Origin of the sequence: Methylosinus sp. H3A (assembly GCF_015709455.1) — a bacterium.
Taxonomy (GTDB): domain Bacteria; phylum Pseudomonadota; class Alphaproteobacteria; order Rhizobiales; family Beijerinckiaceae; genus Methylosinus.
Map to the genome: position 1 here is coordinate 1,712,918 of NZ_JADNQW010000005.1, position 26,683 is coordinate 1,739,600.

At 63.3% G+C, this 26,683-nt stretch carries 24 protein-coding genes; 18 read left to right on the forward strand and 6 right to left on the reverse strand.

The window, feature by feature from the left end:
- The first annotated feature begins 271 nt into the window (after positions 1–271).
- Genes IY145_RS11085 through IY145_RS11095 form a run of 3 tightly spaced genes read left to right on the forward strand, consistent with a single transcriptional unit; the run spans position 272 to position 2,785 of the window.
- Positions 272–811: a lytic transglycosylase domain-containing protein gene (locus IY145_RS11085; RefSeq protein ID WP_246721957.1), complete on the forward strand. Its 540-nt coding sequence runs from the start codon at positions 272–274 to the stop codon at positions 809–811.
- Entirely contained in the window at positions 808–1,065 is a 258-nt protein-coding gene (locus IY145_RS11090) for a hypothetical protein (RefSeq protein ID WP_196408268.1), read from the forward strand. Before IY145_RS11085 ends, IY145_RS11090 begins: the two co-directional genes overlap by 4 nt.
- The gene (locus tag IY145_RS11095) at positions 1,055–2,785 is read left to right on the forward strand and encodes a relaxase/mobilization nuclease domain-containing protein (RefSeq protein WP_196408269.1); all 1,731 of its coding nucleotides are present in this window, start codon (positions 1,055–1,057) and stop codon (positions 2,783–2,785) included. The genes IY145_RS11090 and IY145_RS11095 overlap by 11 nt, the downstream gene beginning before the upstream one ends.
- Before the next feature lie 68 nt (positions 2,786–2,853).
- On the opposite strand, the gene IY145_RS11100 is transcribed toward IY145_RS11095, so the two are convergent.
- Both IY145_RS11100 and IY145_RS25700 read right to left on the reverse strand, forming a co-directional pair.
- Positions 2,854–3,549 (reverse strand): RES family NAD+ phosphorylase, encoded by a 696-nt coding sequence (locus IY145_RS11100; protein ID WP_196408270.1) that lies wholly within the window; start codon positions 3,547–3,549, stop codon positions 2,854–2,856.
- Complete coding sequence (locus IY145_RS25700; protein WP_196408271.1) at positions 3,550–3,996, reverse strand: antitoxin Xre-like helix-turn-helix domain-containing protein; 447 nt, start codon at positions 3,994–3,996, stop codon at positions 3,550–3,552.
- A 238-nt stretch (positions 3,997–4,234) separates the two neighbouring features.
- Here IY145_RS25700 and IY145_RS11110 point away from each other — a divergent pair, with 238 nt between their 5' ends.
- From IY145_RS11110 to IY145_RS11175, 14 genes are all read left to right on the forward strand, one after another.
- Positions 4,235–6,262, forward strand: coding sequence for a conjugal transfer protein TraG (locus tag IY145_RS11110; protein WP_196408272.1), 2,028 nt, complete (start codon positions 4,235–4,237; stop codon positions 6,260–6,262).
- A 7-nt stretch (positions 6,263–6,269) separates the two neighbouring features.
- Complete coding sequence (locus tag IY145_RS11115; RefSeq protein ID WP_196408273.1) at positions 6,270–6,710, forward strand: ribbon-helix-helix protein, CopG family; 441 nt, start codon at positions 6,270–6,272, stop codon at positions 6,708–6,710.
- Between the two features lie 839 nt (positions 6,711–7,549).
- On the forward strand, positions 7,550–10,117 hold the full coding sequence (locus tag IY145_RS11120) for an ATP-binding protein (RefSeq protein WP_196408274.1): 2,568 nt from the start codon (positions 7,550–7,552) through the stop codon (positions 10,115–10,117).
- A 54-nt stretch (positions 10,118–10,171) separates the two neighbouring features.
- Positions 10,172–12,430: an AAA family ATPase gene (locus IY145_RS11125; protein WP_196408275.1), complete on the forward strand. Its 2,259-nt coding sequence runs from the start codon at positions 10,172–10,174 to the stop codon at positions 12,428–12,430.
- Between the two features lie 319 nt (positions 12,431–12,749).
- Complete coding sequence (gene trbB, locus IY145_RS11130; RefSeq protein ID WP_196408276.1) at positions 12,750–13,688, forward strand: P-type conjugative transfer ATPase TrbB; 939 nt, start codon at positions 12,750–12,752, stop codon at positions 13,686–13,688.
- Positions 13,681–14,016, forward strand: a complete 336-nt coding sequence (locus IY145_RS11135) for a TrbC/VirB2 family protein (protein ID WP_196408277.1) — start codon at positions 13,681–13,683, stop codon at positions 14,014–14,016. The genes trbB and IY145_RS11135 overlap by 8 nt, the downstream gene beginning before the upstream one ends.
- Complete coding sequence (locus IY145_RS11140) at positions 14,016–14,300, forward strand: VirB3 family type IV secretion system protein (RefSeq protein ID WP_196408278.1); 285 nt, start codon at positions 14,016–14,018, stop codon at positions 14,298–14,300. Before IY145_RS11135 ends, IY145_RS11140 begins: the two co-directional genes overlap by 1 nt.
- Before the next feature lie 13 nt (positions 14,301–14,313).
- Complete coding sequence (trbE, locus tag IY145_RS11145; RefSeq protein WP_196408279.1) at positions 14,314–16,749, forward strand: conjugal transfer protein TrbE; 2,436 nt, start codon at positions 14,314–14,316, stop codon at positions 16,747–16,749.
- Entirely contained in the window at positions 16,746–17,495 is a 750-nt protein-coding gene (trbJ, locus tag IY145_RS11150; protein WP_196408280.1) for a P-type conjugative transfer protein TrbJ, read from the forward strand. Before trbE ends, trbJ begins: the two co-directional genes overlap by 4 nt.
- A 397-nt stretch (positions 17,496–17,892) precedes the next feature.
- Positions 17,893–19,152: a P-type conjugative transfer protein TrbL gene (trbL, locus tag IY145_RS11155; protein WP_196408281.1), complete on the forward strand. Its 1,260-nt coding sequence runs from the start codon at positions 17,893–17,895 to the stop codon at positions 19,150–19,152.
- Positions 19,152–19,835, forward strand: a complete 684-nt coding sequence (gene trbF / locus IY145_RS11160; protein ID WP_196408282.1) for a conjugal transfer protein TrbF — start codon at positions 19,152–19,154, stop codon at positions 19,833–19,835. Before trbL ends, trbF begins: the two co-directional genes overlap by 1 nt.
- Positions 19,832–20,827, forward strand: a complete 996-nt coding sequence (trbG, locus tag IY145_RS11165) for a P-type conjugative transfer protein TrbG (RefSeq protein ID WP_196408283.1) — start codon at positions 19,832–19,834, stop codon at positions 20,825–20,827. Before trbF ends, trbG begins: the two co-directional genes overlap by 4 nt.
- A complete protein-coding gene (locus IY145_RS11170; protein WP_196408284.1) occupies positions 20,824–22,029 on the forward strand; it encodes a TrbI/VirB10 family protein in 1,206 nt (401 codons plus the stop codon). Before trbG ends, IY145_RS11170 begins: the two co-directional genes overlap by 4 nt.
- The gene (locus IY145_RS11175; protein ID WP_196408285.1) at positions 22,026–22,295 is read left to right on the forward strand and encodes a DUF2274 domain-containing protein; all 270 of its coding nucleotides are present in this window, start codon (positions 22,026–22,028) and stop codon (positions 22,293–22,295) included. The genes IY145_RS11170 and IY145_RS11175 overlap by 4 nt, the downstream gene beginning before the upstream one ends.
- Here IY145_RS11175 and IY145_RS11180 read toward each other — a convergent pair.
- The 3 genes from IY145_RS11180 to IY145_RS11190 form a co-directional block, all read right to left on the reverse strand.
- On the reverse strand, positions 22,246–23,118 hold the full coding sequence (locus IY145_RS11180) for a LysR family transcriptional regulator (protein ID WP_312030578.1): 873 nt from the start codon (positions 23,116–23,118) through the stop codon (positions 22,246–22,248). The genes IY145_RS11175 and IY145_RS11180 overlap by 50 nt on opposite strands.
- 336 nt (positions 23,119–23,454) lie before the next feature.
- Positions 23,455–24,918, reverse strand: a complete 1,464-nt coding sequence (locus IY145_RS11185) for an efflux transporter outer membrane subunit (RefSeq protein ID WP_312030579.1) — start codon at positions 24,916–24,918, stop codon at positions 23,455–23,457.
- On the reverse strand, positions 24,915–25,733 hold the full coding sequence (locus tag IY145_RS11190) for an HlyD family efflux transporter periplasmic adaptor subunit (protein WP_312030633.1): 819 nt from the start codon (positions 25,731–25,733) through the stop codon (positions 24,915–24,917). The genes IY145_RS11185 and IY145_RS11190 overlap by 4 nt, the downstream gene beginning before the upstream one ends.
- On the opposite strand from IY145_RS11190, the gene IY145_RS26315 reads away from it, so the two are divergent.
- Positions 25,635–25,922 (forward strand): hypothetical protein, encoded by a 288-nt coding sequence (locus IY145_RS26315; protein WP_312030646.1) that lies wholly within the window; start codon positions 25,635–25,637, stop codon positions 25,920–25,922. The genes IY145_RS11190 and IY145_RS26315 overlap by 99 nt on opposite strands.
- Before the next feature lie 17 nt (positions 25,923–25,939).
- Here IY145_RS26315 and IY145_RS11195 read toward each other — a convergent pair whose 3' ends face one another.
- The gene (locus tag IY145_RS11195; RefSeq protein ID WP_196408288.1) at positions 25,940–26,683 is read right to left on the reverse strand and encodes an ABC transporter ATP-binding protein; all 744 of its coding nucleotides are present in this window, start codon (positions 26,681–26,683) and stop codon (positions 25,940–25,942) included.

Consider the following 26,683-nt stretch of genomic DNA (forward strand, 5'->3'; position numbering starts at 1 on the left):
GCCATTCCATCGCAGGCGCATCTGTGTGCTGCCTCTCGCTTTCATGTTGCGCGCTGTCTCCCTCACGGCCTACGTTCCGAATTGTCTCGCGACGATAGGTGTGGTCGCCGTGATTGCAGCGTCCTCGCTACAATTCGGCGCCTTCGCTCTCGCGAAATCGGCGTCGAATGATCCATCGCCAGCGAGCGGACGTACCCGGGCCGAGATCGAAACTTTCGTCGAAGAAGCTGCGAAGCGCTTCGCCGTACCGACTCGCTGGATACGCGCGATAATGCGTGTCGAGAGCGGCGGCGATGTTCGCGCGCGATCGCCCAAGGGCGCAATCGGGCTGATGCAGGTCATGCCTTCGACTTACGAGGAATTGCGCCTTCGCCACGGCTTCGGCGTCGACCCATTCGATCCGCACGACAACATCTTGGCCGGCTCGGCGTATATTCGAGAGCTGATCGATCGATACGGATCGCCCGGCTTCCTCGCAGCTTATAATGCAGGTCCGGCGCGCTTCGACCGGTATCTCACGGCAGGACGAGCGCTCCCCGCTGAAACGCTGGAATATGTCGAAGCGCTCGCTCCGATGATCGATCACGGACAGCTTCAGCGCCGAGTCGACGGCGGCCCGACTTCCTTCACCGGAAATGACGCGCCGCTCTTCGTTCTCCGCGCCGATGGCGATCCGTCGGGCGAATTGTCGTCGCTCGACATGCAGCCGAATGGCGCATCGACCGCACGTCGCATCGCCGATTTGTCTGCGCTCGTTCCGCATTCGAACGGTCTCTTTGTACCCATCGCACGCGGGAGTGACCTGCAATGAAGGAGATCGCATTTCATCGAAGGCTGGCGAACAATGTCGCGCATCCGGCGAGTTTCGACGGAGAGCGTGATCGAGCGGGTTACGGAGGGCAGGATAAAAGGGACAGCCTGCGGCTCTGTCCGGCGGTCGTTTTATCTTTCTTCGTCAGTACCTTCGTACAGCCTGTGAATTCGTGGCGCAGCCTGTCGATCTTCGCATGTGATTCTAACAGCACGGCAATTTTCACCTCGTCGGCGCTGCGCCATGTCTCGTGACCACGACATCCGCATTCGTCCCGGCCGCATCCGCTCGACGAAGCCGGGAAAGGGAAAGAGCTTCGTGGCGCGCGTTCTCGCGGCGACGCAGAAGGCCGGGGGGTTGCATCGGGGCACGCGCGGAAAGGCGGGGAGCTTCGGGCGCGGGCGCGCCGCAAGCTTGCTGGCGATCCGCGGCCTCACCTCGAAATCCTGCGGCGTTGTAATCAAGGCGCGCGTCGTCCGGCACGGGTCGAAGTCGGCGCAGCTCGGCACGCATCTTTCCTATCTGCGCCGCGACGGTGTGACTCGTGACGGCTCGCCTGGGAAAATGTTCGACGCCGGAGGCGACGAGGGGGATGCGCGGGGCTTCGCCGAACGTTGCCAGGGTGACCGCCATCATTTCCGCTTCATCGTGTCGCCCGATGACGCGGCGGAACTATCCGACTTGCGGAGCTTCACGCGCGATCTGATGGGGCAAATGAAGCGCGATCTTGGAACGGGAGTCGATTGGGTCGCGGTCGACCACTGGAACACCGAGCATCCCCACATTCATATTCTCGTGCGCGGGCGCGCCGACGACGACCGCGATCTCGTCATCAGCCGCGACTATATCAGCCGCGGCCTTCGTGGCCGCGCCGAGCAGCTCGTCACTCTGGAGCTCGGCCCGCGCAGCGAACTCGAGATTCGCCGTGGCCTCGAACGTCAGGTGGAGGCGGACCGCTGGACGCCGCTCGATCAAACGCTCCGCCAGGCTGCCGGCCGAGAGGGAGTCGTCGATTTGCGCCCGAGCCCGGAGCCGGCGGCTGATAGCGAGCGGCCCATGCTCGTCGGGCGCATCCGCAAGCTGGAGAAGCTCGGCCTCGCCGCGCCGATCGGCCCGGGACAATGGGTTCTGGCCGAGGAAACCGAGAGCACGCTTCGCGCGCTCGGCGAACGCGGCGACATCATCAAGCGCATCCATCGCAGCCTCACTGAACGCGGCATCGAGCGATCCGCCGGCGACTTCGCCTGGAATAGCGAAGCGCGGGGCGACCCGATCCTCGGCCGTCTCGTCTCGCGCGGGCTCGACGACGAATTGAAGGGCTCCGCCTTCGCCGTCGTCGACGGCGTCGACGGCCGGGCCCACCACATTCGCTTCACCGACCTCGATGCGACCGGCGACGCCACGCCGGGCGCCATCGTGGAAGTCCGACGCCTCTCGCCGCGCGAGGGCGGATTGTCGCGGCTCGTCCTCGCCTTTCGCTCCGATCTCTCGATCGAGCAGCAAATTCACGCAACGGGCGCCACTTGGCTCGATCGCCGCCTCGTGGAGGCGGAGCCCATGCCGCTCTCCGAAGCGGGCTTCGGCCACGAGGTGCGAGACGCCATGGACGCCCGCGCCGAGCATCTCGTCGCCGACGGGTTGGCGCGCCGCCAAGGCCAGCGATTCGTCTTCGCGCGGGATTTGCTCGCCACCCTGCGCGCGCGTGAACTCGATGAGGTTGCTGGCCGGCTCTCTGCTATTTCCGGCCTACCGCACCAGCGTGCGGCCGAAGGGGCGTCGGTCGCCGGCGTCTATCGCCAGCGGGTCACGCTCGCCTCGGGTCGCTTCGCCATGATCGACGACGGCCTCGGATTCAGCCTCGTTCCCTGGTCGCGCTCGCTCGAACGCGAACTCGGACGGCATGTCTCGGGCGTCATGTCGCCCGGCGGCGGCGTCGAATGGAGCTTTGGCCGCAAAAGAGGGATCGGTCTTTAGCTCACCGCACTCGACGCCCCAATCGAACTTCGATCGGAACCGACGGCTCGGTGCGTCTCAACGCAGGTTCACTCTGTGACTCGCGTCATCGACGGCATCGGTGCGCCTTGCCATTCCAGCCGCCAAATCCCGCCTTGCCGCAGGTTCTGCACGAGATCAGGCCGGAAGGCGGCGAGGCATGTGCCGCCAGTGTGCCGCGCCGAGGGATAGACGACCCCATTGCTCGCCGCTTCGGCGCGCAATCGTCGCGCGAGCGTCTGCCCGGCGGGATAGGCGATCGCCGGGTCGTCGCCCAGCGCGGGTTCGCTCGCTCGATCGAACCCGCGCAAATCGTGAAAAGGCCCGAAGAAATCCGCCATCAGCTCGGCGTAGTCGGTGACATTCTGGAAACGCCCGACCGCGTCGAGCTCGCGCGTCAGATGAAAGGACACTTCGCCGAGCGAGGTTTCGGCCTCGAAGGCGCAGTACCAGGCACCGCGATCCTCATCGTTGAAGCGATTACCGCCCGGCCGCGTATGAGTGAAGGCGGCGTTGATAAAGGTGTAGCCGGGACGACCGAACACGAGCTCGCGGGGGTCGAGCCCGGGCAGCCCCGTCTCCTGCGCCGTCAATCGCGCATTGGTGACGCTCTCGAGGCCCGCGAGGTCTTCGAGCGCGCCGAAGTTCGCGGCCAGAGGCAGCAGCACCGGCGGCTTCAACCGGCCCGTGGAAATGAGACGGACCGTGTCGCGCTGGGCGAGATCGACCCTCGGCGGCAGGGACATTCACAGGCCGCCGCGCAACGCGTCGATATGCCGGCGAACTTCCAGCATCTTCGGAATGCCGCCCTCGGTCATAGCGTCGAGGGGGCGACGGCCTCCGTAGAGCGGCCCCTTGTTCGGCAAGCGGACCCATTCGTCGGAGAGCGGCTCGGAAAACAGCAGTCGCAGCCCTTTGAAGATGCCGACGAGCGCGCTGACGCGCGTGAGCGTGTCCTGCGACAGCGCCCCAGACCATTGGCCTTTCTTCATGCGGAACCAGGTCCGCTCCGAGGCGCCGCCCAGAAGCGCGCAAACTTCTGCGCTGGTTAGACGCCAGATCTCGGCGAGGCGCACGACCCCTTCGACGGCCGCCGGCGTCAAACGCTCGCGCGTGGCCGCATCCGCCAAATTGGGCGGTGTCGGTGGCGAGCTGAAATCCGTGGCCGGGTTTGCGGCGTGGGCAAAGCTCATGCTGACCTCATTCGTCAATTGACGAGAAATATACTGCCAATTGGCAGGAAATCAATCGCCACCAGCAGGCTGTTCCGAATCGGCGTGCGTGGCCGCCCGCTTTCCCTCCCGAGGCCGCCCGATGCCTCGGCGACGGCCGGCGTTCGCTGCCGGTTTTTGCGCGCCAGGACGCGTTTCTCTACGACCACCGCCTCGCGTGCCTTGCGCGCCAGAGCGCGGCGCCGCGAAACTGACGCGTATGTCCGCCACGCGCATTCTATGGGGCCAGATCCTCGTCGTCTTCGCGATCGTGCTCGCCACGACGTGGGGCGCGACGGAATGGACGGCTTGGCGGCTCGCCTTCCAGTCCGAATTGGGACTGCCGTGGTTCAAGATCGAGTCCTGGCCCTTCTATGCTCCGCCGGCGTTCTTCTGGTGGTGGTATCACTTCGACGCCTACGCCCCCGAGATTTTCATCGAGGGCGCAGCCATCGCGGCGTCGGGCGGCTTTGCCTCCATAGCCGCCGCGATCCTCATGTCAGTCCTGCGCGCCCGCGAATCGACGAACGTCATCACCTATGGCTCGGCGCGTTGGGCGACGGCGACCGAGATTCGCAACGCAGGAATGCTCGGGCCGGACGGCGTCGTGATCGGCCGCCTCGACCATGACTATCTGCGCCACGACGGACCGGAGCACGTTCTCTGTTTTGCGCCGACTCGGTCCGGGAAAGGTGTCGGCCTCGTTATTCCGACCTTGCTCACCTGGCCTGCTGCGGCGATCGTCCACGACATCAAGGGTGAGAATTGGAATCTCACCGCGGGATGGCGGTCGCGCTTCGGACGCGTGCTGCTGTTCGATCCGACCAACGCCGATTCGGCCGCCTATAATCCCCTGCTCGAGGTGCGGCGAGGTCCGGCCGAGGTGCGCGACGTGCAAAATGTCGCCGACATTCTCGTCGATCCGGAAGGCGCTTTGGAACGCCGCAATCATTGGGAAAAGACGAGCCACTCGCTCCTCGTCGGCGCGATCCTCCATGTGCTCTATGCCGAAGCCGACAAGACGCTCGCCGGCGTCGCCAACTTTCTCTCGGACCCGAAGCGGCCGATCGAGACGACGCTCAAAGCGATGATGACGACGAGGCATCTCGGCGCCGATGGACCGCATCCCGTCGTCGCCTCGACGGCGCGCGAACTCTTGAACAAGTCTGAGAATGAGCGCTCCGGCGTGCTGTCGACGGCCATGTCGTTCCTCGGCCTCTATCGCGATCCCGTCGTGGCGCAGATGACGCGCCGCTGCGACTGGCGCATCGACGATCTTGTTTCGGGCGAACGACCGGCGACGCTCTATCTCGTCGTTCCGCCGTCGGATATTTCCCGCACGAAGCCGCTCGTGCGTCTGGTGCTCAATCAGATCGGTCGCCGGTTGACCGAGGAGCTCGACGCGACAAATCGGCATCACCGACTATTGCTGATGCTCGATGAATTTCCGGCGCTCGGCCGGCTCGACTTTTTCGAGTCGGCGCTCGCCTTCATGGCGGGCTATGGGATCAAGAGCTTCCTCATCGCCCAATCGCTCAACCAGATCGAGAAGGCCTATGGGCCGAACAACGCAATTCTCGACAATTGCCATGTGCGCGTATCCTTCGCAACCAATGACGAGCGCACGGCGAAACGCGTCTCCGACGCCCTCGGCACGGCGACCGAGCTGCGCGCGATGCAGAACTACGCCGGCCACAGGCTCAGCCCCTGGCTCGGCCATTTGATGGTGTCGCGCCAGGAAACCGCGCGACCGCTGTTGACGCCCGGCGAAATCATGCAGCTTCCCACCACGGACGAAATCGTTCTCGTCTCCGGTCTCCCGCCGATCCGTGCGAAGAAGGCGCGCTATTACGAGGATCGGCGATTGACGGCGCGGATTCTCCCGCCTCCCTTCCTCGAAGGAAACGAGCGCGAGGCCGCAAAGCGGACTGCGACGCCATGTCATTTGCAAGACGACTGGATCATGGCGCCCTCGAGCCTCACAGCTTTTGCGGAGGCGGAACAGAGCGATGCCACGACATCGGACGCTGATGATCCGGCGAACGGCGGCATTCGACGGGAGCCCGAAATCCCCGATCACGAAGCCGTCGCGCCGGAAAGACCGGGGCCTGCTTGGTCACGGGAGGAGCCAATGGACAACGACGACCATGACGACGAGGATGCGATCCGCGCGCGTGCTCTTCACAGCCGATTCCGATCCGTTGCGCGGCAAGCCACGATGGATCCCGACGATGGAATAGCGCTGTGAGGCGACGATGGCTGTAAAACACCGTCTCTCTGTCTATCTCGACGCCGAGATGATGGCGCGGCTGGAAAAGCTCGCGACGAAAGAGCGCGCCGCAAAATCGGCGATCGCCGAAGCCGCCATTGTTTCCTTTCTCACGTCGGACGACGCCGATCGTTGGGAGGCTACCGTGACACGCCGGCTCGACCGACTCACCCGCTCCGTCGATCGTATGGAGCGCGACCTCGAATTCTCGGTCGAAGCGCTCGCGCTCTACATCCGCGCTTGGCTGACCGCGACGCCGCCTCTGCCCGATGGCGCGCAAGCCGCCGCGCAGGCGAAGGGCCGCGAGCGCTATGAGAATTTCATCCAAGCGTTGGGGCGAAGGTTGGCGAAGGGGCAGCGATTGTCGCGGGAGCTCTCAGATGAAGTCTCCATGCCCGAACGCGAGATCGGTAAGTCCGCTTCGTAATCTGGATTACGCCAAAACTTCCCCTTTGCCCTTGGCACGGGAGCGCGCGATCTCATCGGCGCCGATGAGAGGCTGCGGATGGCGGGGGCTTCTCCCTTTTCAGGCGGCCAAAATTTTCCGGAATTGCGCATGGTCGGTTCTGCTTCGGCGGCGTTTGCCCGCGCCCGTGCAGCTCGTCGAGACGGGCTGGGTAGCGCGCGACGCACGGCCGAGGCACTGGCGTCGCCCATCATTCTGCGGCTATGGTGAGCGCCGTCGCGATCGCCGAAAGGATGTTTGATGACCGAATCGACACTGGTTTCGAACCGAAGGATGGCGCGCGCCGCCGCCGCTCGTCTGCGCTCCAAGCGCGAGGATCGTGTCGTAGACATCGTGAGGAAAACGATCAGGGGATCTGAGGTCAGCCTTCCGCGCGTCGCTTGGCTGGACCGACCCGAGCAGCCTCGCGCGGAGGAAATGCGAGAGGCCAAGCGGAGAGACGCTTCAGCTGCAAAAGGCTCACGACAACGACTTGAGCGATAGCGGGTTTGCCTGAAATGTCGGCGAGGCGCCAGGAGCAGACCCACATGTGGCGGCTCCATGAGCGATGGCTTGCGTCCGCAGAATATTCTCGCCAAGGTCGAGGCCGTTTTCGGGTCTGCCCAGTTGTCCATTCGAACGACCGCTCAGTGCCACCTGCCGGCCTCTGCGACGCGGCAAAAGGATCAAATATAACCTCAAGCGGCATATCCGATATCAGTATGACTTCATCGAAAAAACAGCCGAGTTGGATATCGGCAAAACCGCCCGAACGTGGGCAGCAAGAGCGCGGTGGCGACCGACGCGTCCAAGGATCACTTATGAAATTTAAAATGACTCAACTATGGAAGGCCGCCTTCGAGGAAACTCGCACTGACGCGAACTCCGACGAACAGGCGCGGTTAGCAGCTTGCTACGAGGCTATGAGACAGCGCGCGAGCGTGCTAGTCGCGAAAATTGCCGCCGACCTTCCATTTATGACGGTTCACGACGTTACCCATCTCGATGCGCTTTGGGAAATGTCCTCAATTGCCTGTGGCAATTCCATTGAGCTCAATCCTGCCGAGGCCTTCGTTTTTGGAGGAGCGGTGCTTCTTCACGATGCAGCGATGAGCCTCGCCGCTTTTGCCGGCGGCATTGCCGAGTTGAAGCAACAAGTAGAGTGGCGAGATCTTTACGCGCGCTTCTCGGCTGCTTTGTCGGTAGACGATGCAGTGGCGATTCAAGAAGCCGAAAATCGCGCAACCGAGGAAGCGCTGCGCCTGCTCCACGCGAAACAAGCAGAAAACCTGCCCAAGATTTCTTGGCTTGGGCCGCAGAACCAGGCAATGTTCATTATTGAGGACCAGCAGATCCGCAATTTCTATGGTCCTAAGATCGGCAAGATCGCTCACAGCCACTGGTGGTCAATTGCCAGGGTAGAGGAGGAGCTCGTCGGCACACTTGGCGCTCTGCCCGGTGTTACCAGTTGCACCGTTGATCTGCTAAAGGTCGCTTGCCTACTTCGGGTGGCTGATGCCATGCACCTCGATCAGCGTCGATCGCCCGCCTTCGATTTCGCACTCACGCAGCCTCGCGGCATCTCCGCCAATCACTGGAGGTTTCAAGAGCGGATGGCGAAGCCTTTCGTCCAAGGCGACGCACTCGTCTATACCGCGCAACCTCCTTTCGAGGCCAATATCTCGGAAGCATGGTGGACCGCGTTCGACGCTCTGCAAATGGTAGACCGCGAATTGCGGAGCGTGGACCGGCTGCTGCGCGATCGTCAAAGGACGCCGCTTGCAGTGCGCCGCGTCGATGGCGCGCATTCGCCAAGCGATTTGGCGCGTACCGTTGAAACAGTCGGATGGATGCCTGTGGATAGCACGGTCCGGGTGACCGATGTCCCCAAGATTGTCGCGACCCTAGGCGGGAGCAAGCTCTATGGGGATAGTGCCGCCGCGCCAATACGCGAGCTTATCCAAAATGGGCTAGATTCAATCACAGCTCGCCGGCGACTACAGTCACGTCCGCCCAAGTGGGGCGAATTGCAGGTTATTCTCGAAAAGCGCGACGACGGATTTTGGCTCTGTGTTGAGGACAATGGCGTAGGCATGTCGACCACAGTTCTGACCGGTCCTCTGATTGACTTCGGAAATTCCTTTTGGCGATCCCCTCTTGCGATCGAGGAGTTTCCCGGCTTGACCTCCGCCGGCATGAAGGCCCGCGGAAAATACGGGATCGGCTTCTTCTCAGTGTTCATGCTTGGCGACCATGTAAGAGTGATTACCCGCCGCTACGACCGCGACGTCCGATCTGCGAGGGTGCTCGAATTTCTTCATGGGCTAGGCTCGCGGCCAAATCTCCGCGAAGCGATCATTGATGAGGCACCCTTGGACGGAGGCGCGCGGATCGAAGTAAAGCTGCGTATTAACCCGACGGAACCAGAGGGACTGCTGTACTGCAAGTCCCATCCCAAAGCGGGGATCGACAAGCTCGACCGCGTGGTCGCGGCGATCGCGCCGGCAACAGACGTCGCTATAAAAGTCATTCATGACTCCAAACGCGTCGGCAGCACAGGCGCCGCCGACTGGCTCGAAATTGACGGAGCGGCACTTCTCGGGCGGCTCTCGGGAGAAGATTCCCCCGGTAAGGGAAAGCCATGGCTAGAGCTTGCGGAGCTCCGTGACGAAGATGGCAGAATTTATGGACGGGCCCGCGTCGACCCCGGCACTTGGCCTTCCAACGGGTTAATCACCGTCGACGGACTTGCAGCCACTAGAGTCGGGCTGATCGCTGGCGTCCTCATCGGGATTGAAACAACCGCGTCCCGGAACACAGCTCTTCCAATCGTGCCGGCGCCGGTGCTGGCCGCATGGGCTTCAGAGCAAGCGCTCGCTTTTGAGAAAGCCGACGTGCCCGATCGCGAAAAGGCAAGAGCAGCCGAAATCGTACTCGCCTTCGGAGGAGATATTGCTGGTCTGCCATTAATATTGTGGCAGGGCCGATGGATGTCTGCGGCGGAATTTACCGAGACTGTTAAGGACCTAAACAGCGTATTAGTTCATCAAGGAGAAATCAGCCACGATGACGACGACACTGTAACCAAACGCGAATTCGAGGCTTCTTTCGAGGTTCGGGGTATTATTGCGCAGACTACAGGTTCAAATTATTCCAGTGTACGCAAAACCAATTGGGTCATGGCAATCACAAAGGGAAGCGGAACTACGCCGCACGAAGCCATCGAGCAGCTGCTTGAATCTGCTTGGCGAGATGCGAGTAATGAAGGAATTGTCATGGTAGAAGTAGAGGAAGATACGATAGTCGTTGGTGAGGTCAACGGTGCCGAAATTTATCGTGATGTATTCATCTACTCTCGTACTTTCAATGATGAGATGCCAGAGACATAGTGCCAAATCTATACTATGGTACTGCTGTAGAAGCAGCGATCAAGGGGATCTGACGTGTTTCTGAAAAAAATATCGGCGATCAAGAGTGTTGGTAGGTTCAAGGCGGCGCGCATCAGCGGTGGTGAATATGGCCGCTTTACGCTGATCTACGGCGGCAACGGACGCGGCAAGACGACCCTCTGCGCTATCCTCCGCTCGCTCCAGCGCAACGACCCAAAGCTTATCCAGCGCCGAAAAGCATTCAATGCCACCTTGGAACCAGAAGTCGGGTTGCTCCTCGACGGCGGACAGACCCGATTCTCAGGCGGCGCCTGGACGGTCTCGCACCCGGACATCCATATTTTCGATCAGCAGTTTGTGACCGAGAATGTCCACGGTGGCGATCAAATCGATGTCGAGCATCGTCGCAATTTCTACCGCATCGTCGTGGGCCCGACGGGTGTCGCCTTGGCTGAGGAGGTCGATAGGCTCGATGCCAGCACCACAGCGAAACAATCGGAGATCACGGCTGAGAAGAAGGTTCTGGAGCAACATGTCCCTAACGGCATGAAGCTGGACGCATTCTTGAAGCTTCCAGAGGATGCCGACATCGACAACAAGATCGACAAGGCGACGAAGACGCTTAAGGCGATCAAAGACGCTTCAGCCATATCGTCACGCAAGCTACTAAGCGTGCCATCGCTGCCCATCTTGCCTGAGGGCTTTCTCGATCTACTCACCAAAGGCGTCGACGGCATCGCATCAGATGCGGCGGCACGGATCCAGCAGCAGCTTTCACACCACCATTTTCGTGAAGAGGGCGAGGCGTGGCTGTCGCAGGGCCTGCCCCATATCGTCGACGAGCGCTGTCCTTTCTGTGCGGCGCCACTCGAGGGCAACAGCCTGATCGACGTCTATCGCGGCTATTTCAGTGAATCGTATGCCGCGCATAAGGCCGCTATCGCTGAAATGGGGGCCGCGCTCAACCAAGCCCTGTCGTCGACTACAGCGCTGAGGGTTGAACAAGCCTTTGGACAGCTCGCGATCGACGCCGAGTTTTGGAACGCCTATTGCGATCATGGGTATGTGCCGTCTGGCGCCGCCGGTCGCATTAGCGGCGAGGTGCAAGCCTTGTTCGACGCCGCCAAGGCGATGTTGGCAACCAAGGCGGCTGCGCCGCTTGATTCGGTCGAATCATCGACGGCCTTCATCGAGGCGCAGGCCTCCTGGTCGGCGACCATCGTTCAGTTGGCGGCCGAGGTGGCGACGTTCGCCGAGGCCAACCGCCGCATCCAGGCGGTGAAGGACGCCAACGCCGTAGTGGATAAGGCCAGGGCCGAGGCGACGTTCACGAACCTTCAGGCGGTAAAGAAGCGGCACTCGGAGCCGGTGCTCGGCCTAGCTTCTAATTACGCCACGCTGGTAAGCGACAAGAAGGCGCTCGTCGAAGCGAAGGACGCGAAAAAGGCCGCGCTCGACACCTATGACGAGACGATCCTTGGCGCCTATCAGGCCGACATCAATCGGTTTCTGACGTCATTCGGCGCCAGCTTCCGCGTTGCGCAGTGCAGCAAGAATTATGTCGGCAAGATTCCGCAGTCGACCTATTGCCTGCGCTTCGACACCAACGACGTCGATGTGACGAAGACCACCGCCGACGATCCCGGCTTCGATACCACGATGAGCGCCGGCGACAAGAACACGTTCGCGTTGGCCTTCTTCCTGTCCCAGCTTAAACGCGACCCCGAAATCGGGAACAAGATCGTGGTGTTCGATGATCCTTTCACCAGCCTCGACGACTTCCGTAGGGCAATGACCGCGAAGGAGATTGTGCGGACGGGCGACACGGGCAAAGCAGCGCAGGTCATCTTGCTCAGCCATGATAAGTTCTTTCTCGACGCCGTGCGCGGCCTCATCCACGGTGCGACTTGCACGCCGCTCCAGATTTCGGCTAGCGTCAGCGGCTCGTCGATCGAGCCGTGGGACATCGAGCGGGAGGTCAAGGAGGGCTATTTGCAAGATCACATGCGGCTGCAGGAGTTCGCCGAGGGACGCAGTGGCGATGCTCGCGACATGCGGATGGTAATGCGGCCGCTGCTAGAACAATACATCCGCTATCGGTTCCCCAACCTGATCCTCGAAGGGAAATGGCTGGGCGATATGCTGGCAGTTATCCGGACAGACACTGCGCACCCGCTGACGCCACAATATAGCGAGCTGGATGACATTAACGGCTATACCGCGCCGTTCCATCACGACCCCAACACTCCATTCGTCGACGACGAGGTGCGGGCCTACGCCCAACGAACGATCGCGATCGTGGGAGGCTGTTGAACGGACAGCACCGGTTGTTTGACGTGCACTCGACGTAGCGAGCAAAAGTCAAGATGTGAATGACCGCGTTGGGTCAGAGTTTGCCGTTCGCCGTCCCGAACGGGGCGGTTGCGCCACGAGCGCCCGTTCTCCACACCGCCATTCTCCTTTCTTTACGCGCTAGACTGCGACGCGTCCATTCAGCTTGTTGCCAATCAGCGATTTCCGCCTTTCTTAATCGACCCCGGTCTCGAACCGCTCGCGCGCGATTCGAGCGGACCTGGGGGCGAATGTGGCGACTGACTCTCATAGCGAAGAAGCAATCTCGCGCGGTGCCCGCATGCTACGCACGGCGCTGGGGCCGCAGATCGCCTGCTGGCTCGACGACGAGAGCGTCGTCGAAGTCATGCTTAATCCAGATGGGCGGCTCTGGCTCGATCGGCTGACAGGCGGGTTGGAGGACGCCGGCGCGACGCTGCCGCCCGAGGACGGTGAGCGGATCATCCGGTTGGTTGCGCATCACGTCGGCGCCGAGGTTCATGCCGAAGCGCCGCGGGTTTCGGCGGAGCTGCCGGAAACAGGAGAGCGCTTCGAGGGCCTGCTGCCGCCCGTCGTGGCCGCACCCAGCTTCGCCATCCGCAAGCCGGCAGTCGCCGTCTTCACGCTCGACGACTATGTCGCCGCCGGCGTCATGGCGCAGGAACACGCTGCGACTCTACGCGCCGCCGTCGTCGGTCGGATGAATATCCTGGTCGCGGGCGGCACCTCCACCGGCAAGACGACGTTGGTCAATGCGCTGCTCGCCGAGGTCGCCAAGACCTCCGACCGCGTCGTGCTGATCGAAGACACGCGCGAACTGCAATGCGCCGCCCCCAATCTTGTGGCGCTGCGGACCAAGGATGGCGTCGCCTCGCTTTCGGACCTCGTGCGCTCCTCCCTGCGCCTGCGGCCCGACCGCATTCCGATCGGTGAGGTGCGCGGGCCGGAAGCGCTCGATTTGCTCAAGGCCTGGGGCACCGGCCATCCCGGCGGCATCGGCACCATCCATGCCGGATCGGCGCTCGGCGCGCTGCGCCGGCTCGAGCAGCTCATCCAGGAAGCGGTCGTCACCGTGCCGCGCGCGCTGATCGTCGAGACGATCCAGATCGTCGCCGTGCTCGCCGGACGCGGCGCCGAGCGAAAACTCATCGAGCTCGCCGCCGTCAAAGGGCTGAACAAGCGCGGCGAATACGCGCTCGCCGATCTCACGCGCATCAAATTCGGAGAAAACCATGAATAGGGAATTCGCCCGCACACGATTTCGGATTCGCTTCGCCGCCGGCTTCGTCTCGCTGGGCGTCGTGACTCTTTCGACGGCCGCGCATGCCGCGGGCTCGAATATGCCCTGGGAGCAGCCGCTCCAGCAGATTTTGCAGTCGATCGAGGGGCCAGTCGCCAAAATCATCGCCGTGATTATCATTATCACGACCGGCCTGACGCTCGCTTTCGGCGACACGTCGGGCGGATTTCGCCGGCTGGTACAGATCGTTTTCGGCCTCTCCATCGCCTTCGCAGCGTCGAGCTTCTTTCTCTCCTTCTTCTCCTTCGGCGGCGGAGCGCTGATCTGATGGAGGACGCGTCCTCCTCATCCGACGGCGCCGTGGCGGGATTTCGCGTCGCGGTGCATCGGTCGCTCACGGAGCCGATCCTTCTCGGCGGCGCGCCGCGCTCGATCGCCATCCTCAACGGCACGCTGGCGGCGGCGCTCGGCCTCGGCCTGCGCCTGTGGGTCGCGGGGCTCGGCTTCTGGATCGTCGCCCAGCTCGCCGCCGTCTGGGCGGCGAAACGCGATCCGCAATTCGTCGAGGTCGTTCGCCGCCATTTGCGCTACCCCGCGCATCTCGGCGCTTGAGGAGGCGGCGTCGATGCTCAACCTCGCCGAATATCGCAGGAAGCCGCAGAGCCTCGCCGATTTCCTCCCCTGGGCGGCGCTCGTCGCGCCCGGCGTCGTCCTGAACAAGGACGGTTCCTTTCAGCGCACGGCGCGATTTCGCGGGCCCGATCTCGACAGCGCGACGCAGGCCGAGCTCGTGGGCGCGACGGCGCGACTCAACAATGCGCTTCGGCGCCTTGGCTCCGGCTGGGCGATCTTCGTCGAGGCGCAGCGCAATCCGGCGCAGCATTACCCGTCGAGCCGCTTTCCCGATCCCGTGTCGGCGCTCATCGATCTGGAGCGCAAGGCGCAGTTCGAGGAGGAAGGCGCCCATTTCGAAAGCGCATATTTCCTGACGCTGCTGTTCCTGCCGCCAGAGGACGAGGCGGCGGCTACGGAAAGCTGGCTCTACGAAGGCCGTTCTTCGGAAACGAGCGCCACCGCCGTCTTGTCAGCGTTCGTCGATCGGACCGACCGCGTGCTGCAACTCGTCGAGGGCTTCGCGCCGGAAGCCCAATGGCTCTCGGACAGCGAGACGCTGACCTATCTCCATTCCTGTGTCTCGACGAGGCGCCACGGCGTCCGCGTTCCTGAAGCGCCCATGCACCTCGACGCTATTCTCGTCGACGAGCCCTTGACCGGCGGCCTCGAGCCGCGGCTCGGAAACGCCCATTTGCGTGTCCTCACCATCATGGGCTTTCCGTCCGCGACCTATCCGGGTGTGCTCGACGAGCTCAACCGGCTCGCTTTTGCCTATCGCTGGTCGACGCGCGCGATCACGCTCGACAAGACCGACGCGACGAAGATGCTGACGCGCATTCGCCGGCAATGGTTCGCAAAACGCAAATCCGTCTTCGCCATCCTGAAGGAAGTGATGACCAATGAGGCGTCGTTCCTGCTCGACACCGACGCCCACAACAAGGCGCTCGACGCCGACGCGGCGCTCCAGGATTTGGGCTCCGATCTCATCGGCGAATCCTATGTCACCACGACACTGACCGTCTGGGACGAGAATCCGGGCCTCGCCGACGAGAAGCTGCGGCTCGCCGAGAAGGTGATCCAGGGCCGCGACTTCACCTGCATGGTCGAGACGGTCAACGCCATCGAAGCTTGGCTCGGCTCTCTTCCCGGCCATGTCTACGCCAATGTGCGCCAGCCGCCGATCTCGACGCTCAATCTCGCCCATATGATTCCGCTCTCTGCCGTCTGGGCAGGGCCGCTCACCGACGCGCATCTCGATGCGCCGCCACTGCTGTTCGCCAAAACGGAAGGCTCGACGCCTTTCCGATTTTCGCTACACGTCGGCGACGTCGGCCACACGCTCGTCGTTGGGCCGACCGGCGCCGGAAAAAGCGTGCTGCTCGCCCTCATGGCGCTGCAGTTCCGCCGTTACGAGCACGCGCAGATTTTCGTCTTCGACTTCGGCGGCTCGGCGCGGGCGGCGACACTCGCCATGGGTGGGGACTGGAACGACCTCGGCGGCGCGCTCGCCGAGGGCACCGTCGATCCCGTCGCCCTGCAGCCATTGGCGCGCATCAACGAGCTTGCAGAGCGCGCCTTTGCATCGGAATGGCTCGCCGCGATCCTCGCGCGCGAAAATGTCGCCGTGACGCCGGAAGTGAAGGAGCATCTCTGGTCGGCGCTGTCGTCGCTCGCCTCGGCTCTGATCGGCGAGCGCACGCTCACCGGCCTCTCGGTGCTTCTGCAATCCAAATCCCTCAAACGCGCCCTGCAGCCTTATTGCCTCGGCGGTCCGCATGGGCGGCTGCTCGATTCGGAGACCGAATATTTCGGGCAAGCCGACATCCAGACCTTCGAGACCGAGGGATTGATCGGCTCTTCCGCCGCTCCGGCCGTGCTCGCCTATCTGTTTCACCGCATCGAGGGCCGGCTCGACGGCGCGCCGAGCCTCATCGTCATCGACGAAGGCTGGCTCGCTCTCGACGACAAGGGATTTTCCAGCCAATTGCGCGAATGGCTCAAGACCTTGCGCAAGAAGAACGCTTCCGTCGTCTTCGCTACCCAGTCGCTCGCCGACATCGAAGCGAGTCCGATCGCACCGGCGATCGTCGAGAGCTGCCCGACGCGCATCTTTCTTCCGAATGAGCGCGCGCTGGAGCCGCAGATCACCGCCATCTATCGGCGCTTCGGCCTCAACGATCGCCAGATTCAGATCATCGCGCGGGCGACGCCGAAGCGCGACTATTATTGCCAGTCGCGGCGCGGCAATCGGCTGTTCGAGCTCGGCCTCGGGCCGCTGGCGTTCGCGCTCTGCGCCGCTTCCTCCAAGACCGACCAGAAGCTCATCTCCGAGCTTATCGCGCAAAGCGGGCGCGAGGGACTTGCGCGCGCCTGGCTCACGGCGCGCGGCCTCGCCTGGGCCGCCGATCTTGTCACGCAGAGCTCCGATCCGGAGGCTTCACGATGAATCCTGTTCGTTTTTCGCTTTCCGCGCGCCAACTCGGTGTCGCCATCGCGCTCGCGGCGTCCCTGTCGTCGCCGTCCTTGCGTGCGCAATTGGTGGTGTTCGATCCGACCAATTACGCCCAGAATGTCATGACGGCGGCGAACACCCTGCAGCAGATCAACAATCAGATCACCGGCCTGCAGAACCAAGCGCGTTCGCTACTCAATCAGGCGAAGAACCTCGCGAATCTTCCCTATTCCTCTTTGCAGACGATCCAACAGTCGATCGCGCAGACCCAGCAGCTTTTGCAGCAGGCGCAGCGCATCGCCTATGACGTCCAGCAGATCGACCGCGCCTTCGCCACCCAATATGGCGCGGCCAGTCCTTCCGCGAGCTCCGCGGATCTGATCGCTGGCGCGCAGCAGCGCTGGCAGAATTCTGTCGCGGCGCTGCAGGATGCGCTGCGCGTGCAGGCCGGAATCGTGCAGGCGATCGACACGACACGCTCGGAGGCCGGCGTAATCGTCTCATCGAGCCAGGCCGCCGTCGGCGCCTTGCAAGCCTCCCAAGCCGGAAATCAGCTCCTCGCACTGCAAAGCAAGCAGCTCGCGGATGTGGCCGCGCTGCTCGCCTCCCAGGGGCGCGCGCAATCGCTCGAAGTTGCGCGAAACGCCGCAGCCCAGGAGCAGGCGCGCGAGCAGCTGCGCCGCTTCATCGCGCCGGGACAGGGCTATCAACCCGGGAATGTCTCCATGTTTCACAATTGAGGGGGCCGCCATGAAGATCGAGCGTTGGATCGAATCCGAAGATATGGCCTTCGTGGCGCTCGGCGTCGCGATCGGAGCCGTCGCGATTCTCGCGTTTCAGGCTTCGAGCTCTTGCGAGGTCGAAGCGCACGCGCGAGCGGCTGTCGCGACGCCCGCGTCCATGTCGTTTCGCTCCGCGCCGAATGACGAAGCGCTTTCGCGACGCAGAGCCCTGATCGTCGAAAGTGCGCGCGCCGACACCTGTCGGGACTTGTCGGCGTCGCAATGTCGCGCGACCGCGTCGCCGGAAACACTGATGGAGCGCGCGAACTCGACGCCCGACGCGTTCTCGCTGCGTCTCGAGGCGCCGGAAGAGATCACGTCGCCGGATGTGCAGATTCCGAAGGACGAATGAGCCATGGGCGGAACGGGCGTCATCGATCGCTTCCTGGAGACCTTCACCTCCTATATCGATTCCGGCTTCGGCCTGCTCGGTGGCGAGGTGAGCTTCCTCGCCTCAACCCTCGTCGTCATCGACGTCACCCTCGCCGCGCTCTTCTGGAGCATGGGCCCCGACGAGGACATCATCGCGCGGCTCGTGAAGAAGACGATGTTCGTCGGCGTGTTCGCCTGGCTCATCGGCAATTGGAACACGCTTGCCCGCATTATCTTCCAGAGCTTCTCCGGTCTCGGCCTGAAAGCCGCCGGCAGCAGCCTGTCGACCGCCGACTTTCTGCGTCCCGGCCGCGTCGCGCAGGTCGGCTTCGACGCCGGCCGTCCGCTGCTCGACGCCATTTCCGGGCTGACGGGATATGTGTCAGTGGTTGTGAACTTCGTGCAGATCGGGGTGCTGTTCTTCGCGTGGCTCGTCGTTATCCTGAGTTTCTTCATCCTCGCGATCCAGCTCTTCATCACGCTGATCGAATTCAAGCTGACGACGCTCGCGGGCTTCGTGCTCATTCCCTTCGGCCTGTTCGGCAAGACCGCTTTCCTCGCCGAGCGCGTGCTCGGCAATGTCGTCTCGTCCGGCGTGAAGGTGCTGGTGCTCGCTGTCATCGTCGGCATCGGCTCGACGCTGTTCAGCCAATTCACGCAGGGCGCCAGCGGCGCGCAGCCGACGATCGAAGACGCCATGGCGCTCGCCCTCGCGGCGCTCTCCCTGCTCGGGCTCGGCATATTCGGCCCGGGCATCGCCAATGGCATCATTTCTGGCGGCCCGCAGCTCGGCGCCGGAGCCGTAGTCGGAACCGGCCTCGTGGTGGCCGGCGCGGGCGCCGTCGGCCTCGGCGCCGCGCGCCTCGCGGGCGGAGCGATCTCGAGCCTCGCCGGCCGCCGCGACACTGTCGCCGCCACGACGATCCCGCCGGGGCCGGGTCCCGGATCTCCCGGCCCTTCAGCGGTCGGATCACCGTCGTCCGGAGGTGACGGAGGGCCGGGAAGCGGAGCGAGCGCGCCGATCGACGGGCCGATCAGTCCCGGCACGCGCGCGGCGGCGTCGAGCCTCTCCGGCGGCGGGGCGGAGCGTCCCGTCTCCTCCTCGAGCGAGGCGCCCGCCTGGGCGCGACGCCTGAAAAACCGTCAAGGCGTCACGCATGGCTTGTCGCTCGCCGCACATTCGCTCCGCTCTGGCGACTCGCATGGCGGCGGAGCCTCCATCAACCTTTCCGAGGCGCGCTGATGTTCAAACGCTCTTCCATTCGCTACGGGCGCACGCCCGAGCCCGAAACGCCCTATCAGAAGGCCGCGCAAGTCTGGGACGAGCGCATCGGCTCGGCTCGCGCGCAGGCCTATAATTGGCGGCTGATCGCCTTCGGCAATCTGTTCCTCGCCGGCGGCCTCGCCGCCGCGCTCGTCTGGCAGGGCGCCCGCGGCTCGATCGTCCCTTTCGTGGTCGAGATCGACAAGCTCGGCGAAGCTCAGGCGGTCGCGCCGGCCGTCGCGGACTATAAGCCGACCGATCCGCAGATCGCCTGGCACCTCGCGCGTTTCATCGAATATGTGCGCTCCATTCCCGCCGATCCGATCATCGTGCGCCAAAACTGGCTGAAGGCCTATGATTTCGTGACCGACAAGGGCGCGCTGGCGCTGAACGATTACGCCCGCGCCAATGATCCCTTCGCCAAAATCGGTCAGGTCCAGGTCGCTGTCGAGGTGTCGAGCGTCATCCGCGCCTCCGACGATTCGTTCCGCATCGCCTGGACAGAACGCCGCTACGAGAACGCCAGCCTCGCCGCGACCGAACGCTGGACAGCGATCTTCTCGATCGTCGTGCAGCCGCCGCGCGATCCCGAGCGCCTGCGCAAGAACCCGCTCGGCCTGTTCATCCACGCCGTCAACTGGTCGAAGGAGCTCGGACAATGACGCTTCATTTCATTCGCGCGCTTGCCCTCGCTCTCCTCGGCTCGACGAGCCTCTGCGCCTGTTCGAGCTTCAAGCCGCCGGACATCGACTATGACGATTTCCCGGCGCCGGCGGCGCTGCAGAGCGACCCGCCGGGACCCGTCAGGATCGTCGAGGTTCCGAAGGTTCTGCCGCTTCCCGGACAGCTCAAGCCGCTGGCGCGCGGCAAGAATGAGCCGCCGGAGCCGAGCGACCCGAAGGCGCGCATCGAGCAGGCCAACGCCGCGGCGCGCATGGAGCCTCGTCGCGCCGGCTATATCAACGCAGTCCAGATCTATCCCTTCACGGACGGCGCGCTCTATCAGGTCTACGCCGCGCCGGGAGAAATCACCGACATCGCCTTGCAGGAAGGCGAGCAACTCGTTGGCTCCGGCCCGGTCGCCGCCGGCGACACCGTGCGCTGGGTCATCGGCGACACCGAGAGCGGTACCGGCGCGACGAAAAAAACCCACATTATGGTCAAGCCGACGCGCGCCGATATGATGACCAATCTCGTCATCAACACCGACCGGCGTACCTATCACCTTGAGCTGCGTTCGACCGACAAGACCTATATGGCCTCGGTGTCCTGGCAATATCCGCAGGACGAGCTGATCGCGTTGCGCCGGCGCAATGTCGCCGCCGAGGCCGCCGCCCCGGTCGATACGGGCCTCGACATCTCCCGTCTGAATTTTCGCTACACGGTCGAGGGCGACGCCGCGCCCTGGCGGCCGCTGCGCGCCTTCGACGACGGACGCAAGGTCTATATCGAATTTCCGCGCGGAATCTCCCAAGGTGAAATGCCGCCGCTGTTCGTCACCGGCGCCGCCGGAGACAGCCAGCTCGTCAATTACCGCGTGCGCGGCCATCACATGATCGTCGACCGGCTGTTCGCCGCAGCGGAGCTGCGCTTCGGCGCCGAGCCGCAAAAGGTCGTGCGGATCGTGCGAAGCGACGGGAGGCCCTCGATATGAGCCCGCCGGAGCACGAGAAAAAGCTGGCCGAGGAGCTGCGGCTCCGTCCCGAGCGTCCGCCGGTCACCCGGCTCTCGCGGCGAGCGCTGATCGCGCTTTCCGCCGTGTCCGCCGCCGCTATTCTCGGCCTCACCGTCTATGCTCTCCAATCGAGAGGGCGTTCCGGGCCTCCATCGGAACTCTACAACACCGAGGCCAAGACCACCGCAGACGGGCTCGCGTCGCTGCCGCGCGACTATACGGCCCTGCCGAAAAACGTCCCCAAGCTCGGGCCGCCGCTCCCTGGCGATCTCGGCCGGCCGATCCTCGCCGCGCAGGGGCAATTCCCGGTGCCCGCGGCCGTCGATCCTGAGGAACAGCGCATCGGCCAGGAGCGTGAGGCCGCCCGCACCGCGAAACTCTTCGCGACGACGAATGCGCGCGAACGGCCGCTGCCGAGCGAAGGCGCGCCGCTATCCGCCTCGCCGTCCGGCGCGCCGCCGACGGGAGAAGCGCCGCCGATCGATCCGAACGCCATCCAGAACATGCAGGACCGCAAGCTCGCCTTCGTCAACGCGCCGATTGATCGCCGCACCGTGAGCTCCGATCGTCTCGCGCCGCCGGCGTCGCGCTTTGTCCTACAGGCCGGGGCCGTCATTCCCGCGGCGCTCGTCACCGGAATTCGTTCCGATCTTCCGGGACAGATCACCGCGCAGGTGACCGAGAATGTCTACGACAGCCCGACCGGCCGCTTTCTCCTCATCCCGCAGGGTTCGAAGCTGATCGGCGTCTATGACTCGCAGATCGCGTTCGGCCAGTCGCGCGTGCTGCTCGTCTGGAATCGGCTCATTCTGCCGGACGGTAAATCCATCGTCCTCGAGCGCCAACCCGGAGCTGACGCGGCCGGCTTCTCCGGCCTCGAAGACGAGGTCGACCATCATTGGCTGAGATTGGCGGGCGCCGCAGCGCTTTCGACCATCCTCGGCGTCGGAACGCAGCTCGGGACGACTGGCGACGAGAGCGCGCTCATGCAGGCCCTTCGGCGCGGCGGCGCGCAGAGCCTCAACCAGACCGGCCAGCAGGTCGTCGGCCGCAATCTTAATATCCAGCCGACCCTCACCATTCGTCCCGGCTTTCCTGTGCGGGTCATCGTCACCCGCGATCTGGTGCTCGCTCCTTATTCGTCGCCTCCGGCAATCAACGCTACCGAGCTCGACAAATGACGAAACTGAAACTCACATCCGTTCAGGATGACAAGCCGGTCAAGCTCACCGTCGTCTTGCCGGCCACCCTCTATCGCGATCTCGTCGCCTATGCGGATATTTTCGCGCGCGAATCTGGGCAAAAAATCGAACCGGCGAAATTGATCACGCCGATGCTGGAGAAATTCATCGCGGGCGACCGTGGGTTTTCGAAGGCGCGAGGCTTACGCAGCAAGACTACGCTTTCGGCGCCTGCTTCTCCGCCGACATCGAGCGAGCCAGACTGAGAAAGCGCCGCAGCGCTGGATTGTCATTTCCAGGAAGCCATACAGCTCGATAGCCGAGCCGACTATCTTCTCGTAGAACTGGTCGGAATGCGACACCTGGATAGCGGATCGAGGTATTCGTATCGGTTACGAGCCCGAGGCCGAATCCAAGCGCAACAAGTTTCATCACGGTCTCCTGTGAAACGTCATGGGTTTCGAGCGTCATCCGCCCGCCGAATTTCGTGATGGAATCAGACGCAAGTCGGTCGAACCCCGAGCTGAGCGCTTCACGGCCCAAAATGAAATGCTCGTTCTTGACGAATTCCCAGTCGATGAAGTCGCAGCCGGCGAGTGGATGCCTGTGCGGAAAAGCGACACAAATTCCTGCAAACCAGAATGTTTCCGCGTCGCAACTCGGCGCAAGAACGCCTTCGGCAAAAAATGTGACATCAAGACGGCGCTCCATGAGCATGGCGACCTGATCCTGCGCCGAACCCTCATATAATTCGAGGCCGATACGAGGATGCGTCTTTCGGTAGCGTTCCAGCAGGTCCCCGAAGAAACCAGAAGCGAGGGATGGAAGAGATCCGATACGGATTGTGCCTTCCTCACCTCGCCCCGCCGCCTGGGCGCCTTTCGATGCAAGCTCGATCTCGGCGAATGCTGCTCGAGCTCGGATGATAAAGCGTTGACCGGCGACTGTGAGCCGGACGCCACTCATGTGACGTTCGAATAACGAGACGCCGAGACAGTCTTCCAAAGCCTTCACACGCCGACTGACAGCCGACTGGCCCACACCGAGAACCCGGGCCGCGCGACTGAAACTCCCGTATTCGGCGACCACCGTCGCTTGATAAATAGCAGCAAAGTCAATTATCGATGCAGCTCCTGTTCATTTCTTAAAGGACATTGTGACAAGGGCTATCGCCGAGCTACGTTTTGCTTTTGTAGCTGCGATGCGCTCGCTCCGGCCGTCGAGCCCCGCCCAATCAAATTTTAGGAACGAGACTCCATCGCTCCTCACGCCGCTCGATCGCAGGCAAAGTCTTGTTTACCGTCCCGATTTGGTTCCGACTTGGTCAGACCACACGCCGAACTGTGCCGGTCCGATTCGCTGTTGTTCTCGAACAGTCCTGCTGGATGATCGCGCCAGAGTCACGCCGCGAAATCATCCGACAGATCACCACCCGCCGCCGAGCGTCTTGAAGATCGTAACGACGTCTTTCACGCATTGTCCCTGTGCGCTGGCGAGACCGTCTAGATTACTGTAGAGCGAGCGCTCGGCGTCGAGCACGTCGAGAAAGCCTGTCAGCCCCTTTGCGTAGAGTTCTTTGGAAAGACGCAAAGCATCGCCGTAGCGGGCGACAGAGCGCGACAGAGCGTCACGCTTGCTGCAATCCGTCTTGCGGGCGGAGAAGGCGTTTTCAGCCTCCTCCAGCACCGAGAGAACCTTGGCGCGATAGGCGTCGGCGGCTTCGTCGGACTGCGCGGCTTTGCTCTCGGCTTGGAAACGCTTCTTTCCCGCGTCGAAGATCGGGACCGTGACCGTGGGGCCGATGGACCACGTCCCGAAACCGCCGATGGTCAAGCTCCCTGTGCGGAATTCCTGGCCGCCGAGCGTGCCGCTGATCTTCACTGTCGGCAATTGCTCGGCTTGCGCGACGCCGACCCTGGCGGTCGCCGCAGCAAGCTTGCGTTCCGCCTTCACGATGTCGGGGCGCCGGCGTAGCAAATCCGCGGGAATGCCGGCGGAGATCCTTCCGTGGAAAGCAGGCAAGGGCTTGCGCGCATCGAGAAGCTCGTCGAACTCGCCTGGATTCCTGCCGGTCAGCACCGCCAGCCTGCGGCGTGCCCGGGCCGCGTTGGCGCGCAAAGGCGGAACCTGCGCCTCCGCGGCGGCTAAGGACGCTTCCGCCTTCACGACTTCGGTTTCGGCTACGAGGCCGCCGACCTTGCGCGCTTTCGTGAGCGCCAAGGCGTCGCGATAATCCTCGACTGCTCTCTCTGTGTAGACGATCCGCGCCTGAGCCGTGCGAAGATCGACGTAGGTTTCCGCCACGCCGCCGAGAATCTCGAGACGCGTCGCCGCGAGGTCCGCTTCCGCCGCTCCGAGGTCCGCCTCGCTCGCCTCGATCGATCGGCGAGTCTTGCCCCACAGGTCGACCTCCCAACTCGCTGTGACGCCTGTGTTCCAGGATTGCGAAAGGGCGAGGCTGGAGCCACTGCTCGTCCCGACACTGGAGCCGTTGCTCGAATTCGTTCCGTTCGAGAGCCCCGTAATCCCGCCCGCGCCGGATTGCAATGCGCCCATGCCTCTCGACTGCGTGAACGAGCCGGAACCGTCCAGGGACGGGAACACCCCTGCTTGCGAAGCGCCGAGATCGGCTCGCGCTTGCAGGAGACGGTCGAAAGCCTGAGCTGTGTCGAGGTTCGCGACGTCCGCCTCGCGAACGAGCTTCTCGAGGACCGGATCGCGGAATGCCCGCCACCATTGCTCGTCAGCCGAGATCCCATGCCCCGAACTTCGCGCTTCCTTCCATCCGTCGGGAGACGCCATGTCCGGCGTCTTATGATCGGGCCCAATCGCGCATGCGCCGAACAGGAGCGGCATCGCCAACGCCATTTTAAGTCGCAGCCCGATCATGGCTGCGACCCGGCTATCCCTGCGGACGTCTTCCCGGGCGGTGCGGAGCGGGGCTCCGAAGTCGCCGGGACAGACGAACGCGACGGCGCGTGGATGAAGACCTCGACCTGTTGTCCGACGAAGGCGGGCATGGCGCCTCGAGGAAAGCTGTACAGGACCTGAAGGACGCGCGTATCGACGCGCTCATTGCTGGCGCCGGTCAGCGACGTTTTTGGACGGATGTAGGGCTCCACGGTTTCGAAGACCAGGTCGGTGAAGAGGTCGCGGTTGCCGCGAATGAATGCCCGCGCCGGCTCGCCCGCATGAAATCGCCAAGCGTCGTTCTCATCGATGTCGACTCTCACATTCAAGCGCTTCGTCTCGCCGATCACCATCAGCGCCGTCGAGTTCTTGGCCGCCGCGGCGAACTCTCCTGGACGGACGTTGACCTGTAGGATCTGTCCCGAGATCGGCGCGCGCACGAGCCGCCTCTCGATGGCCACTTGCGATTCGTCTGCCTGGGCGCGGGCGTTGACGAGGTCCGCCTTCGCTTGCGTCAACTTCGCCGAGTAGATCGCTACATTGGCCTTCCTTTTTTCGAACTCTTCGGCAGCGAGCGCCCTTTTGTCGGTGATGCGTTCTACGTTCTTGAGCTGCGATCTATAGTCGCCGAGGATCGCCTCCGCCTCGGCGACCTTCGCCTCATAGGCCCCGATCGCCGACTTGCGCGCGAGCAATTGCGCTTCGATGTCGCGCCCCTCGATCTTGAACAGCGGAGCGCCGGCCGCGATCTCCTCGCCTACGCGGACATGAACCTGCTCGACGATCCCGGACACCGGCGCGCCGATCTCGATGTTACGGCTGCTCGCCTCCACCATTCCCGCGCCGGCGATATAGGATTCGAATGGGGCCGTCGCCGGCTGGGTCAGCGGCTCCGACGCATCCGGGACACGGCGCGCCGCCGTCGCCATCACAATTGCGAAGGCAAGTCCGGCGACCGAAGCGATCGGCACGACAAAGCGTAGCAGGACATTACTCGGAATCATGCAAGGAGACTTTCGCTCGGATCGTCGGCCATTGTCGCACTTCGACGGAGGCTTTTGACAATCCCATCCTCCATCTCGGCGATACGGTCCGCGTATTTGAAGATCCTGTTGTCGTGAGTGACAATGATGAGCGCCCGATCAGTCTCGAGCGCGATCTCCCGGAACATTCGAAGAAGTTCGTCTCCGGACTTCGCGTCGAGCGCGCTGGTCGGCTCATCGCAGAGGAGGATCCTCGGCTCGTGCACGAGAGCCCTGGCGATGGCGACCCGCTGCTGTTGCCCTCCCGAAAGATCCGTCGGGCGTGAGGATCCGCGGCCCCCCAGCCCGAGCCGCGCGAGGATCCGCTCTGCGGCGGCGAGCGCTTCCTCGCGGGGGCGTCGATTCAAGAGCAGCGGGATTGCGACGTTCTCGGCGACGGAAAGGCTCGCGATCAGATTGTAGGACTGGAACACGAAACCGATGTCCTCGCGCCTCAACCGCGCCTTCTCCGCGGGGGAAAGCAAAGCGAGATCGCGGCCCAAGACGACGCATTCGCCCGCGTCGGAATCGATGACGGAAGCGATGATCGAGAGGAGAGTCGTCTTTCCGCAGCCAGAAGGGCCAACGAGCATGAAGAGTTCGCCGAAACGGACATCGAGATCGACTCCACGGAGGGCGGCGATTCGTCCTTCCCCCTCTCCGAAATATTTGATGAGGTCGCGGCAGCGGACAGCGATCGGCTGATCAGAAGCAGCGTTCAT